The sequence below is a fragment of the Pseudomonas soli genome, assembly GCF_900110655.1.
GTDB classification, from domain to species: domain Bacteria; phylum Pseudomonadota; class Gammaproteobacteria; order Pseudomonadales; family Pseudomonadaceae; genus Aquipseudomonas; species Aquipseudomonas soli.
This window is the reverse complement of the sequence record NZ_FOEQ01000007.1, coordinates 244,210-257,841: the sequence shown is the minus strand read 5'-3', so window position 1 is coordinate 257,841 and position 13,632 is coordinate 244,210. Positions and strand designations below refer to the sequence as shown.

General features: G+C 65.1%; 11 protein-coding genes. All 11 read right to left on the bottom strand.

Annotation, left to right across the window (positions count from 1 at the left end):
• Window positions 1–19 precede the first annotated feature (19 nt).
• Entirely contained in the window at window positions 20–844 is an 825-nt protein-coding gene (locus BMY03_RS17115; RefSeq protein ID WP_094011735.1) for an SDR family oxidoreductase, read from the bottom strand.
• A 132-nt stretch (window positions 845–976) separates the two neighbouring features.
• Window positions 977–1,441 carry a hypothetical protein gene (locus tag BMY03_RS17110; protein WP_023632535.1) on the bottom strand — a complete coding sequence of 155 codons (465 nt, stop codon included), beginning with the start codon at window positions 1,439–1,441 and terminating at the stop codon, window positions 977–979.
• A gap of 142 nt (window positions 1,442–1,583) precedes the next feature.
• Window positions 1,584–3,038 (bottom strand): mannose-1-phosphate guanylyltransferase/mannose-6-phosphate isomerase, encoded by a 1,455-nt coding sequence (locus tag BMY03_RS17105; RefSeq protein WP_094011734.1) that lies wholly within the window; start codon window positions 3,036–3,038, stop codon window positions 1,584–1,586.
• Window positions 3,039–3,073: 35 nt separating this feature from the next.
• Window positions 3,074–3,721, bottom strand: coding sequence for an alginate O-acetyltransferase AlgF (locus BMY03_RS17100; RefSeq protein WP_038706783.1), 648 nt, complete (start codon window positions 3,719–3,721; stop codon window positions 3,074–3,076).
• A gap of 20 nt (window positions 3,722–3,741) precedes the next feature.
• Window positions 3,742–4,902, bottom strand: a complete 1,161-nt coding sequence (locus tag BMY03_RS17095; protein WP_038706782.1) for an alginate O-acetyltransferase — start codon at window positions 4,900–4,902, stop codon at window positions 3,742–3,744.
• A gap of 10 nt (window positions 4,903–4,912) precedes the next feature.
• Entirely contained in the window at window positions 4,913–6,373 is a 1,461-nt protein-coding gene (locus BMY03_RS17090; protein WP_038706781.1) for an MBOAT family O-acyltransferase, read from the bottom strand.
• 190 nt (window positions 6,374–6,563) lie between these two features.
• A complete protein-coding gene (locus BMY03_RS17085) occupies window positions 6,564–7,667 on the bottom strand; it encodes a mannuronate-specific alginate lyase (protein WP_094011733.1) in 1,104 nt (367 codons plus the stop codon).
• Window positions 7,668–7,674: 7 nt separating this feature from the next.
• Window positions 7,675–9,117, bottom strand: a complete 1,443-nt coding sequence (locus BMY03_RS17080) for an alginate O-acetyltransferase (RefSeq protein ID WP_023630479.1) — start codon at window positions 9,115–9,117, stop codon at window positions 7,675–7,677.
• A gap of 13 nt (window positions 9,118–9,130) precedes the next feature.
• Entirely contained in the window at window positions 9,131–10,687 is a 1,557-nt protein-coding gene (gene algG / locus BMY03_RS17075; RefSeq protein WP_046854234.1) for a mannuronan 5-epimerase AlgG, read from the bottom strand.
• An 18-nt stretch (window positions 10,688–10,705) separates the two neighbouring features.
• Window positions 10,706–12,184, bottom strand: a complete 1,479-nt coding sequence (locus tag BMY03_RS17070; RefSeq protein ID WP_094011732.1) for an alginate export family protein — start codon at window positions 12,182–12,184, stop codon at window positions 10,706–10,708.
• The gene (gene algK / locus BMY03_RS17065; protein WP_094011731.1) at window positions 12,181–13,623 is read right to left on the bottom strand and encodes an alginate biosynthesis TPR repeat lipoprotein AlgK; all 1,443 of its coding nucleotides are present in this window, start codon (window positions 13,621–13,623) and stop codon (window positions 12,181–12,183) included. Before algK ends, BMY03_RS17070 begins: the two co-directional genes overlap by 4 nt.
• Window positions 13,624–13,632 lie beyond the last annotated feature (9 nt).

Sequence of the window (13,632 nt, the reverse complement as noted above, 5' to 3'; positions counted from 1 at the left end):
CCCACGATGCCTTGTGTCGTCAGAGCGGTCGCAACAGACCGAAGCGTTTGCGTAGTACCCAATCCAGCAACCTCTGTGGCAGCACCCGGGCCATCAACGGCAGCGCCGTGCTGCCATTGCCGATACGCACCAGTGCCGGCACTGGCGACTTGCGCGTGGCGGCCAGCAGGCGTTGGGCAAACACCGCCGCCGAGGTCGGCCGGTCCTGCGACGCCCGCGCTCGGGCCTGTACCTGTTCGCGCAACGGCCACCATGGGGAATCGCTCGCCAATACCTGCTCGGCCTGTTGCTGGGCATTGCTGGCGAACTGCGAGGCGATCGCCCCCGGCTGCACTTCCATCACCCGGATACCGAACGGCGCCAATTCCAGGCGCAAGGCATCGGTGAGACCGTGCACGGCGGCCTTCGACGCGCAGTACGCGCCGGCGAACGGGGTGACCAGCACGCCCGAGACGCTGCCGATGTTCACCACCAGCCCACGGGAGCGGCGCAGCAGCGGGAACAGCGCGCGGGTTACGCCGACCAAGGCGAAGACGTTGGTTTCGAACTGTTGGCGCATGGCCTCGACACCGCCGTCGAGCAGCGGGCCCATGGCACCGTAGCCGGCGTTGTTGATGAGGATATCGAGGCCGCCGTGGCGGTCTTCCAGCTCGTCGGCAAGGCGGGTCAGTGCCTCGCCGTCATTCACATCCAGTTGCCTTGCGGCAAAGCCGGCGGCGAGCAGGGCGTCGACGTCGTCGGGCTTGCGGGCGGTGGCCCAGACTTCGTGGCCGGCATCGCGAAAGGCGTCGGCCAGGGCGCGGCCGATGCCGCTGGAACAACCGGTGATGAGGACGGTGGGCATGGGGTAGGCCTTAGGTCTGGGAGGGTCGTAATACCTGCCCGGCCCTATCGCTGGCAAGCCAGCTCCCACAGGGATCACCGAAGCCCCTGTGGGAGCTGGCTTGCCAGCGATAGGGCCGGTACAGGCAATGAATCAATTGGCGAATGTACCTTGCAGATGCTCGGCACGAAACTCCAGGGTCTGCGGCCGATACCCCGAGCGCAGCGGCGGCAAGGGCAGGCAGTCGCTCCACTCGACGCCCGGCTGCAATTCGCCGGGACCACGGTAGCGGGGTGCTGCATAGGTATTCTCGGCAAGGTTCACGGTATCGCCGGGGGCATAGGCGGCCACGCGCCAGCGCAGCTCGGTGAGCGGCACCTTGTTGCCGTTCTTCATCCGTACTTGCAGGGCGCGGTCGGCGGGGCACTGGTCGGGGGCATAGCTCAGGCGAATGTCCAGGCGGGCCAGCTGCGAGGCCTCGCGAGTGTCCTGCCAGACCACGCCTAGTGCCACCAGGCCCAGGCCGCACACGGCGGCCAGGGAAATCGGCAAGGCCTTGGCGGGATAGCGCAGCAGCAGGACCAGCCAGGTGAGGATGAGCAGGGCGCCGATGATCATGGGAGTGCAGGCCTTGGTGGCGGGGGTTCGACCATCCTAGCCGCAAATTGGGCAGGCCTCCAAAACGCAATCGCGGGGCAAGCCCGCTCCCACGCCGGAAAACTGCGTGGAAGCGAGCTTGCCCCGCGAAGGTGCCCCAGGCTTACTGCGCGATGGTCTTCACCGAAACCCCACGCTCCACCGGCGTGGAAGTTCGCCCATACACATCCTCGAAGCGCTCGATGTCATCCTCGCCCAGGTAGCTGCCGGACTGCACCTCGATGATCTCCAGCGGGATCTTGCCCGGGTTGCGCAGGCGGTGCACCGAGGCGATGGGAATATAGGTGGACTGGTTCTCGGTCAGCAGGAATACGTTCTCGTCGCAGGTCACCTCGGCGGTGCCGGACACCACGATCCAGTGCTCGGCGCGGTGGTGGTGCATCTGCAGCGACAGGCTGGCGCCGGGCTTGACGGTGATGTGCTTGACCTGGAAGCGCCCGCCCATGTCCACCGAGTCGTACGAGCCCCACGGGCGGTAGACCTCGAGGTGATTCTGGGTCTCGGTCCGGCCCTGGGCGTCGAGGGTGTTGACCAGCTGCTTGACGCCTTGGACCTTGTCCTTGTGGGCGATCATCATGGCGTCCTTGGTCTCGACCACCACGATGTTCTCAAGGCCAATCACCGACACCAGCTTGCCATTGCCGTGGATCATGCAGTTGTGGCTGTCCTGCACCACCACGTCGCCCTTGGTGACGTTGCCGTTGTCGTCCTTCTCGTGCACGTCCCACAGCGACGACCAGCAGCCCACGTCGCTCCAGCCGGCCGACAGCGGCACCACGCAGGCGCGCTGGGTCTTCTCCATCACCGCGTAGTCGATGGAGTTGTCCGGGCAGCAGGCGAAGGTGGCTTCGTCGATGCTCAGCACATCGGCGTCTTCGTCGCTGCGCTCCAGGGCCAGCAGGCAGGTGTCGTAGATGTCCGGATCGTGCTTTTTCAGCTCTTCCAGGAAACGGCTGGCGCGGAACAGGAACATGCCGCTGTTCCAGAAGTAGCCGCCGGCGCGGACGAACTCGTTGGCGCGTTTCTCGTCGGGTTTCTCGACGAACTGGGCGACCCGCGCCACGCCCTCGGGCAGCAGCGAATCCTGGCTGGAACGGATGTAGCCGTAGCCAGTCTCGGGCTTGGTCGCCGGCACCCCGAACAGCACCATCTCGCCGCGCTCGGCGGCCACGGTGGCCAGTGCCAGGGCGCGCTGCAGGGCCTTCTGGTCCTCGATCACGTGGTCGGCCGGGAGCACCAGCATCAGCTCGTCACGGCCTTCGTTGACCAGTTTCATCGCGGTCATGGCCACCGCCGGCGCGGTGTTGCGGCCGAACGGCTCCATGAGGATGGCCTGGGTTTCCAGCTTCAGCGCTGCCAACTGCTCCTGGACGATGAACTTGTGGTCCTTGTTGCAGACCACGATCGGGGTGTCCATGCCATCGAACACCAGGCGTTCGATGGTCTGCTGGAACAGGGTGTGTTCGCCGGTCAGCGCCAGGAACTGCTTGGGGAACTGCTTGCGCGACAGAGGCCACAGACGCGAACCGCTACCACCAGAAAGAATTACCGGGATCATCATGTTTCTCCAATAGTCGTTTAGAGGCAGGGGGATCAGTTGCTAGCCACGGGGCGAGTTACCCACACCGGCGACAGGCTGTTGCCGGAACCGGTGACATACAGCACGGCCGCTTCGCCGCGCTCCAGGGCGACGGGCTTGACGTCGCCGACTTTCTTGTCGCCTGCATACAGGGCAAGGTTGACCTTGACCGGGTTGATTTCACGTTCGCCACGGCCCTTGGCCGCCACTGGCTGGACCACCTCGGTCTTGCCGTCGGCGGTCTTCAGGCTCAGCGACTGGTCGCTGAGGTTCTGCACCCGCACCAGGGCCTTCTGCTTGTTCTTGAATGGTGGCTCCTCGATCAGCTGCGGGTTGCCGCCATTGTTGTTGACCAGGGTGTAGTACTTGTCGGCGGCCAGCTTGACCGGCACGCTCTTGCCGCCGACCTGGGCGGTGTAGTCGCCGCCGGGCAGGAAGCTGAAGTCGCTGCTGGCCTGGGCGCCGACCTGCTTGATCTGGGTGTTGCCGACGCTGGCGGCGGTGGGGCTGCTGGCGGCGTTGTACAGGCGCACGAAGGTCGAGCCCTTCGGCGCGCTCGGGCCATAGAGGGCGGCATCGGCGCCAGCGAAGGCCTGCATCGAGGCCAGGGACAGGCCGGCGGCGAGGGTGAGGGCTTTGGCAATGGAAGTCTTGGTGGTCATGTGCGTGTTCCTCTCTATCTTCAGTGGTCCGTCCGGTTGGACGACAGGGCCAGGTTTTCTTCGGATTTGCGGGAGTTCTTCAGCTGTGCGATCCACTGCGGATCGAAGGCGCTGAGGTCGTTCTTCATTGGCAGATACCGTTCAGGGAATTCCCACACCACGACCTGTGGCGGGGCATTTTTGAAAGCGTCGCTTTGCAGGTACTTGAGCATCGGCAGCAACGGCCCGTGGCCGTCTTCGGCGTAGTTGGCGACGTCGCTGCGCAGGGCCTGCTGCAGGGCGCCGAGGAAGTTCCAGTGCGGGTTGGCGCTGTAGCTGGTGCCTACCAGCGCCACCGGGATGCGGCTGTCGTCGAACAGCGCGTCGCCACCCTCGGCGCCCTCGGCCTGCACCGGATGGGTCTTGCGTTGTTGCAGGGTGTCGGGGCTGGGCAGCAGGTTGCTGAACAGCGGATCCAGCGGCAGGAAGTTGGTCAGGTCGCCCTTGTAGGGCGCGCTGGCGCCGGCCTCGGTGATGTACGCCTGTGGCTCGCCGGTGAGCAGGTGCTGGCGGTCGACGGCTTCGGCCAGCGATTGCGCGACCACTTCGGCGCCCATCGGCGTCCAATGGGTGTCGGTACGCAGGAACACCTGGCCGCGGGCCTTGGCCTGCTCCAGCGGTGCCAGCAGGTCAGGGGCGAACACATTGGCCTGGCGCGCCTGGGCGTGGAACTGGTTGAACAGGTCGTCGTGCAGGCTGGCCGGTGTCTCTTTGCCGATGTATTCGGAATATAGGCGGGCCTTGGCCGGGACGATCGCCAGCACCAGTTGCACGCCCTGGCGTTGCAGTGTGTCACGCACCCCGCGCACCAGCGCCAGGTTGTCCTGCATTTGTTGCTGCGCGCCGACGGTGGGGTTGAATTCCTCGTCGGTGAACAGCCACTGGTCGCGGCCCAGCACCACGCCAGGGCGGCCTTCGTTGAACAGCTTGAAGTCCAGCGCGGCCCACAGGTTGGTGCCGACGCGCTTGATCGGGAACTGCTCGTCGTAGTGGGTTTCGGCGGCCTTGGCCAGCTTGCCGTCGAGCAGGGTCATCTGCCCGGTGCGGTTGAAGCTTTCCAGCCCGCCGACCGACCATGCGCCCAGCCCGACGAGCAGGCCCATGAACGTCAATGAATAGGTGATGCGAAGTGTCCGGTTCATGATTCAGGCCTCAGAACTGGAAGTACAGGAACGGGGAGTAGCTCTGCGCCGAGAGCTTGAGTACCGAGGCGGCGAACAGCAGCAGGACCAGGGCGCGGGTCATGACCCGGGTCCAGTCCAGGCCCAGGGAACCATCGGCATTGACCTGCACCGGGGTGCGCGGAGCTTGTTTCGGCGCGGCATTGCGGTAGAAGTCGCGCAGGCCGAAGAACGCCAGGGTGAGGTAGGCGACGACCAGCGTCGCGACCTGCAGGCCTGTTAGCTGGGCGCTGTTGATTTCCGACAGCTGCCAGTCGCCGAAGCTGAACATGGCGCCGTACATGCGGGCGGCCACGTGCAGGTTCTCGGCGCGGAAGATTACCCAGCCGACCACCACCAGCAGGAAGGTGAAGGCCCATTTCACCGGGTTGAACCGCTGCGGGTTGGTGTCCAGCCCCAGCGCGCGCTCGATGGCCAGCCACAGGCCGTGCCAGGCGCCCCAGATGATGTAGGTGAAGTTGGCGCCGTGCCACAGCCCGCCCAGCAGCATGGTCAGGAACAGGTTGCGGTAGGTGTTGAAGGTGCCTTTGCGGTTGCCGCCCAGGGTGATGTACAGGTAGTCGCGCAGCCAGGTCGACAGGCTGATGTGCCAGCGCCGCCAGAACTCGGTGATCGACTGGCTGATGTAGGGCTGCTTGAAGTTTTCCATGAAGCGGAAGCCCATCATCAGGCCCAGGCCGATGGCCATGTCGCTATAGCCGGAGAAGTCGAAGTACAGCTGCGCGGTGTAGGCCAGGGCGCCGAGCCAGGCATCACCCGTGGTGGGGTTCTGCAGGGCGAAGCAGTGGTCGGCGACCACCGCCAGGGTGTCGGCGATGAACACCTTCTTGATGAAGCCCTGCATGAAGCGGGTGCAGCCTTCAGAGAACTTGTCCAGGGTATGGGTGCGGTTGTTGAACTGGTCGACCAGGTCCTTGAAGCGCAGCACGGGGCCGGCGATAAGGTGCGGGAAGATCGCCACGAAGGCCGCGAAGTCGATCAGGTTGCGCGTGGCCGGGGTGTCGCCGCGGTACACGTCGATGATGTAGCTGATCGACTCGAAGATGTAGAACGAGATGCCGATCGGCAGCAGCACATGGGTGAGGATGAATGGCTCCAGCCCCATCGAGGTCATGATCGCATTGAGGCTGTCGACGCCGAAGTTGGCGTACTTGAAGTAGCCGAGGATGCACAGGTCGACGCCCACGCCGAGCAACAGCCAGCGCTGCGCGGGCTTGGTGCGCACGCCGGCGGCGCCCACTTTCAGGCCGATCCAGTAGTTCCACAGGGTGACCCCGGCGAACAGGGCGAGGAAGTCCACCCGCCACCAGGCGTAGAAGATGTAGCTGGCAACCAGCAACAGCAGGTTGCGATAGCGATTCCCGCTCACGTAGTACAAGCCGAGGAAAACCGGCAGGAACAGGAACAGGAACACGTTGGACGAGAAGACCATCCCGGTTCTCCTAGTTATGCACAGCACCTGGGGCACAGCGCCCCCCAAACCCCCCACGAAAATGCAGGGGAAACCTATACCTCTGTGGGAGCGGCGGTTCGCCGATGCGACTTGCCCCGCGATGGCGTCAGCAGGGCCAACACCATTGCCCATTCGGGCCTCATCGCGGGGCAAGCCCGCTCCCAACGACTTACTGCTTCATTTCGGCTTTTGGGTCATAGACCCGCGTCACATCGCCACCCAGCCGGAAGCTGTTGAACGGCTGCATGTCATGCTTGCGCTCTAGGGTGTCGCCGACGCACTGGTACAGCGCGCACCACGGCTCGAGCCAGGCGTACTTGCTGTCGATCTTCAGGTCCTTGAGGTCCTGCTTCACGCCGGCGCGGGTGTTGAAATGAACAGGGTTGCGGGCGCCGGCCAGCACGCCTTCGCCAAGCCGTTGCAAGGCGAAGTTGTTTTCCTTGCGCAGGTCCACGCCGTTGGCCTGGGCGAAGCTGGCGATCATCGCCAGCGGCGGCAGGGCGTAGTTGTGGTAGGCCAGGGCGCGTTGCTTGCGCTTGACCTCGTTGGGCAGGAAGCCCTGCTCGTCGACCTGGTTGACGCCGACCTTGTATTCCTTCACCGCCCAGTCGAACAGCTCTTGCTGGTCGGTGGCCACGGCGGTGGCCATCACCGACCAGGCCGCCCAGTAGCTGTGGTTGTTGATCTTCTCCAGCGGCAGGTCGCTCCAGTCGCGCACGGTCTGGCGCGCCAGGCGCACGAACCATTTCTCGATCTGCTCGGCTTCGGCGCGGTGCGCCGCCAGTGGCTGCGAGTTGGAGAACTTCAGGCGCAGCCACGAGCCGCTCATGCTGCCCAGGGCCCATTTGCGCATGGATTTGCCGGTATGGTTGTAATCGGTGGACATCAATGCATCGGCGCGTGCCCAGGTGTCGAGCCAGGTCAGGGCGCAGTCCAGTTGCGCCGGGCGGCCATCGCGCATGTACTGGCCGACCATCTTGCTGACGCCTTTCTCGAGGGTGGTGATGTCCTCGGTGGATTTGCGGAAGGCTTTTTCCGAGGCGACATTGAGCGTCGCCCGGGCCTTGTCCGAACCTTCGTACTTGCTGCGGAACTGCAGCGCGCCGGTATAAGGCTTGGGCGCGGCTTCGCAGCGGAAATTGCCGTCGCCGGTCTTGAGCTTGTCGATGCCCTCGTAGTAACCCTGGGGCGGCACCAGCGCGGCCTGCGCCGCGCCGCCGAACAGGGCGAGGGCGAGCAGGGCGGGTGCGGTCTTGCTGCTTATGGTGGTCATGGTCGCCTCACTGGCCAGCTTGCGCGGTGTGCTGCGCGGGGCTGGCGAAGTTGTTGCGTTTGCAGAGTTTGGCTTCGACTTTCTGCGTACCGCTTTCTGGCCCTTGGACCTCCAGGGCGAGCAGGTTCTGGCCTGCCCAGTCTTCGTCCTCGCGCATCTGGAAGACGAAGCGCCCGTCGGTGTCGGAGGTCTCGGGCTTCTCGATCTTGATGTCCTCGTGGCGGCCGTTGAGGTACCACAGGGTGGCCTGCAGCACCTTCACCGAGGTGTCCTCGAACTTGATGTCGAGCTGGTGGTTGCGGTTGACCAGGTCCTTGATCACGCCGTTCTTGCCGTTGACCATCAGCTCGTTCTTGCCGGGCTTGAGGGTGGCGCTGGCGCTCATCTGTGCCGGGCGGTCGTCACAGCCGTCGTCGAGCAGGCCGAGGATCTGCCGCCAGATGGTTTCCTGGTCGAGGCGGTACAGCGGCGAGAACTCCCACACCAGGATCTTCGGCGGGTTGTTCTGGAACTCCTCGCTGCCCAGGTACTGGATCATCGAGCCTTCCAGGCCGCCGCCGGGGAAGGCGACATTGAGCACATCGGCGCCGATGTACTGCTCGAGGAAGCCCGAGAAGTTGTAGTTCTTGCCGCTGTGGCTGGTGCCCACCAGGGTGATCTGCGCGTTGCCCGAATCGCCGAACAGGTCGTCGCCGCCGGCGGCACCCTTCGGTTCGGTGGCGAACTGGTCCATGTACTGCACCGCATAGCTCGTGCCGCACAGCTGGCCGGCGACGTTGTGCAGGGTGCCGGTCTTGCCCATGCGCCCGGATTTTTTGGTCTCGAATTCCTTGCGCGGGATGCCTTCGAAAGCCGGCATCTTGTGCACGGTGTCGGCCACGATCTTCGCCGCGCGCTCGGCGCCGTAGGGTGTCCAGTGCTGGTCGCCGCGGAAGTAGAAGTCCTTGCCCTGGTCGGCGGCGGCCAGTTGCTCGTTGGTCAGCGGCGACAGGTCGGGCACGTTGTAGCCCATTTTGCTGAAGCGCTGGAGCATGGCCTGGTAGTTGCGCAGGGCCTTCTGGTAGTCGAAGGCGGCCTTCTCTTCGGGGTTGAGCATGTTGCGGTTCACCAGGCCACGGGTCGGCTGGTACACCACCACCAGCTCGACGCCACGCTTCTTGAACGCGTCGTGCACCTGCTGCAGGCGCTTGTAGCCACCCGGGGTGGTGTCGAACTCGGTGCGCAGGTCCTCACGGGTACGGAACAGCCAGTCGCCCTGGGCTTGCACCAGGGTGGTGAAGTTCTGCTGGTAGCGCGTGGTGTAGCGGCTGGCATCGTGGGCCTCGGGGCACAGCTGGCAGCAAGGTTCGGCGCTGAAGGTCGGTGCCTGGACGTCTTCGGCGCGCACGCCCTGGCTGATGGCCAGGAGGGCGGCGGACAGGCCCAGCAGTTTCATCAGGTGTGGAGTCATGGTCTGGGCTTCCTTAGTCGATCATTTCGGTCTGGCGTTCGACCGGGTCGATCAGCACGGCCTTCTGCTGGCGCACCAGCAGGTCGAGGATTTCGTCCTGGCGCTCGCCCAGCACGCCGTTGAAGCTGATGCCGTTGGCCTTGCGCGGCATCAGCATCGACACCTTGTACAGCTCCACCGACAGCGGCGAATCGATCGACAGCGGACCTGAACCGTTGGCCGCCAGCTCGCCGCCGACCACGATCAGCGACACCTTGGTATCGAACGGGTCGAGGGCAATGTCGCGGTCGGTGTCGGACAGGTCCTTGATGTGGCCGTATACGCCCACCAGGCCGTTGGCCATGGCGACGTTCTCGTACAGGCGGATGTTCACGCTGTTGCGCACGCGGATGCCGTGGCGGCGATTGTTGATCAGCTTGTTGCCCCAGATCAGGTTGTCGCCGCTCTCGTACAGGGTGATGCCGTCGGTGTGGTTGCGGTAGATCTCGTTGTAGGCGATCAGGTTGTTGACGCTGTTACGGTCGATCACCACCCCCGAGAGCTTGTTGTCGTAGCTCTTGTTGTTGATGATCCAGCTGTCGTTGACCTCACGGGAGACGATGATCCCGTGCTTTTTCTTGGTGCCGTACACGGTGTTGCCGGCGATGATCAGGCGGTGCGAACGGTCGTGGGGGTCGATGCCGTAGACGATGTTGTCGCGGTAGGTGCTGTCCTTGACCACGAAGTCGCTGGTCTCATAGCAGTAGAAGCCGTACCACATGTCGCTGAACTCGGAGCCGATGATCCAGCCGGTGGGTTCCGGGCGGCCCATCTGCTTGGCCATGTTCGGCGTGTACTGCGAGATGCTCACGCCATAGGACTTGGATTTGGCGTAGCCGAAGCTAGCCATCTTGCTGTTGACAATATAGGTCTCGGTGCCGCCCCAGCTGAGCAGGAACGGGCGAAATTCATCGGGCTTGCGGAAGGTCGCCGGGCCATTGGCCTGCTCGCGCCATCCGGTGACCTGGGTGTCGCTGACAAACAGCTTGCCGTCGTTGACGATGAACGAGCCGCCTTCCTCGGACAGGCGCAGCTCCTTGACCTTGCCGTCGATCTCCAGCACGCCCTTGCGCCCGACCACGATCGGCAGGCGCGCCAGGTACACGCCAGGTGCGGTTTCACGCAGGTACTGGCTGGGCACTTTCTTGCTCAGCTCCACCAGGTCGACGTGGCCGTCATCGACGAAGATCGCCTGGGGGATGCCGTGCTGGCGGCGGACCCACTCGGCGCCCTTGTTGTCGCCGCCGATGAACTCCTTGAGGGTGTCCTCCTGGAGCATGCGGCGCACGCTGACCTTGCCCTTGTGCTGGCGGTCGATCTTCTGCTGCACGGCCTGGGCGGTGTAGCCGGACAGGTCGGGCAGCTTGGGCGGGTCCATCTTCAGCGGCTCGATCGGCGCGCTGGAGACGGTATAGGTCTTGGCCTGTTGCAGCCCTTTGGCCATCTCGGGCTCGGCGGCCTGGGCAAGGCCGCCGGCCAGCAGCAGGGCGCTGGCGAGCAGGCTGTGGCGAAGGTTCGGGTGCAGGTTCATGGCTATCCTCTCCCGGCCTCAGTAGCGCCAGATCACGTCGACGAAGGCGCGGTGCATGTACGAGTCGGCCTCTTTGCCGTAGGCGTCTCCCGGCTTGAACACACCGGCGCGCAGGCGCACCAGAGCCGACGGTTCGTCGATCGACTGGCTGATCGAGGCCGGCAGCAGGCCCTGCTTGAAGTACTTGGTCACGACCACGTCCATTTCCTGGCCGAGGTCTTTCTCGCCCTGCACCAGCGGACGGTTGATACCGCCGTCGTCGACCACGGCGTTGATGCCGCTGGACCCGATGTTCTGCTTGCCGTCGACACGCCAGAACTTGTGGTAGATGAAGCTGGCGTCGTAGTCGTCGCGCAGCTGCCAGGAGGCGAACAGGGTGGCCGCCTGCAGGTTGCCCAGTTCGCCGCGGAAGGCTTCACCGAAGCGATGTACGCGCGAGCGGGTGCCAGTGAAGTTGGAGCGGTTGCTCTCAAGGCCGGTCTGCTCGAAGTTGTTCGAGCCGTTGCTGCCACCGCCGCCGCTGCCCCGGGCGTAGGCTGCACCGACCTGCCACTGCGGATCGAGGCGCAGGCGGATGCCAAGATCGGTTGCCCAGGCGTTGACGTCACCGCTTTGCTTGCCGGTGGCGACCTGGTCGTTGCCCACCACCTGGCTGCTGAGCGTATCGCGATCGCCGGTCAGCCAGGTGACGCTGCCCCAGTAGTTGACAGTGTGGTCGTTGCGCCAGTTGTAGGCGTCGCTGTTGGCTTCCAGGCCCAGCCAGGTGAGGTCGCCGGTGCGCGTCTTGTCGAGGGCATCGACGGTTTCGCCGGGGCTCTTCAGGCTGCCGCCGTCATGGCTGTGGTGGGCGCGCAGGCCAACCCAGTGGCCGGGTGTCCATTGCGTGGCGACGTTGCCGTAGACATGGGTGCGGTCCTTGTCTTCGGGGGCCAGTTCGGTGAGGTCGGTGCGGTACTCGCTGAAGCGCTGGGCAACGCCCAAGTCGGCCTTGAGCAGAGTGGTATCGAAGGTCCAGTTCAGCGCTTCGATGTTGGTGTCGCGCCACATGCCATCGTCGCTGCGCAGACGCTGGCGGCCGAAGCGCAGCTGCTCACCTGGGTAGGGGGTCAGGCCGCTGTAGCCGACCCAGAATTCGCGCATGGCCAGGTAGCTCTTGTCCGGCTTGCGGCTGTCGTCGCCGTTGTCGCTGGTGGTGCCGTCGTCGTTCTGGCGCAGGGTGTCGGTTTCGATGATGTCGGTGGCGGCCACTGCCTGGCCCATGGCGAAGGCACTCCAGTTGCCGCGTTCGCCGTACACCCAGGGGCGCAGGTCCAGGCCCAGGCCGTTGACGTCGCCGCCGGAGCGGGTGCCCAGGTCACGGTCGTCCTCGGACTGGCCGGTGATCTTCACGTCGAGGCCGAAGTTCTTCTGCGCGGTTTCCGCCGCCAGGGTCGGCATCGACCACAGCAGGGCGAAGCCCAGGCCGATGCCGGCTTTCACGAAGGGGTTGAGCGTCATAGCGAATCCTCGGCGTCTACGTCTTCTTTCTCGTCCTGCAGCGCTTCGATGGCCAGTGTGCTGTTGGCGCCTTGGGCCATGCTGCCGCGTGCCTGCTTCTCCTGCGCCAGCAGTTGCTGGGCCTGGTTGCGCTGGTCGGGCGTGAGCTGCTGGTCGAGCTGTTGCAGCAGTTCGCTCGACTGTGGAGTCGGGTTGACCTGGGAGAGCTGCGCGAACACCCAGGCATTGGTCGGCGCCGGGCGGATGCCGTGGCCCTCGCTGAACAGCTGGGCCAGGGCGTAGTCGGCGCTGTTCTGGCCACCACGGGCGGCGGCCAGCAGGTGGTCCACGGCCTTTTGCGGCTCGACCTGGCCCAGGTAGCCACGGCGGTACAACTGGCCGAGGTAGTAGTCGGCGCTGACTTCGCCGGCATCGGCGGCAGCCTGCAGGTGTTCCTGGGCCTTCTGCGCATCGGCGGGTACAGTCTTGCCTTCGTAGTAGAGCCGGCCTAGCAGCAATTCGGCGCGGGGCTGTTCTGTCTCGCGGCCTTTGTCGATATAGGTCATCAGCTGGTCGGTGTCGCCCAGTTCGGGGAAGTCATAGAGCAGCTGCGCCAGGCTCACCCAGGACGCCGGGTTGGCCGGTGCGACCTGCTCGAGCAGGTCCTTGGCGGTCTTCTCGTCGGTCTGGCCGAGGCTGCGGTCGGCCAGCACGCGGGCGACGCTGTCGACCCGGGTGGCGGGCACGGCGCCGCGGGCATGGGCGACCTTGAGCTGCTCCACCAGGGCGGCCTGTTGGTCGGGCTGGGCACGTTTCTGATAGATGGTGGCCAGTTCCACATAGCAGATATCGGTCGTGGTCAGTGCGGCCTTGCAGATCTTTTCCACCTCGCCCAGGTGCTGGTCGTAGGTGCCTTGCGTGCGATACAGCAGCACCTGGGCCAGGCCGGCTTCAGGGTTGCCGGCGGCGCGCCACTGGTCGATCTGCTGCTGGGCGTTGACCTTGGGAAAGCTCTGCGGGTGTTGCAGGTAGAGCATCGCCAGCGGGATCAGGGTATTCGTCTCACCTCGTTGCGCCGCGAGCTTGAGCAGGGTTTCGGCCTCCTCGCGCTCGGCTTGGGTGCTGTCGGGCTTGGCCACCAGCAGGCGGCCGAGGCGCGCCTGGGCACGGGGCGAGGTGGCAGCGGCGGCGCGGTAGGTGGCCTCGGCTTGCTTGAGCTTGGCCGGGTCGCGGGTGCTGACCTGGATGTCCGCGAGGCCGACCTGGGCGTCGCTGTAGCCGAGGTCGGCGAGGGCCTTGTAATTGCGCTCGGCGGTGGCGGTGTCGCCGCGCTTGAGCGCTTCGTTGGCCAGGCGCTGGTCGGGCAGGCCTGCGCAGCCGGCCAGGGTGATGGCGGCGGCCAGGGCGCATGCCCCCAGGCGCAAGCTGTCCCTGTGGGAGCCGGGGTGTCTGCTGGTCATCGGCATGAT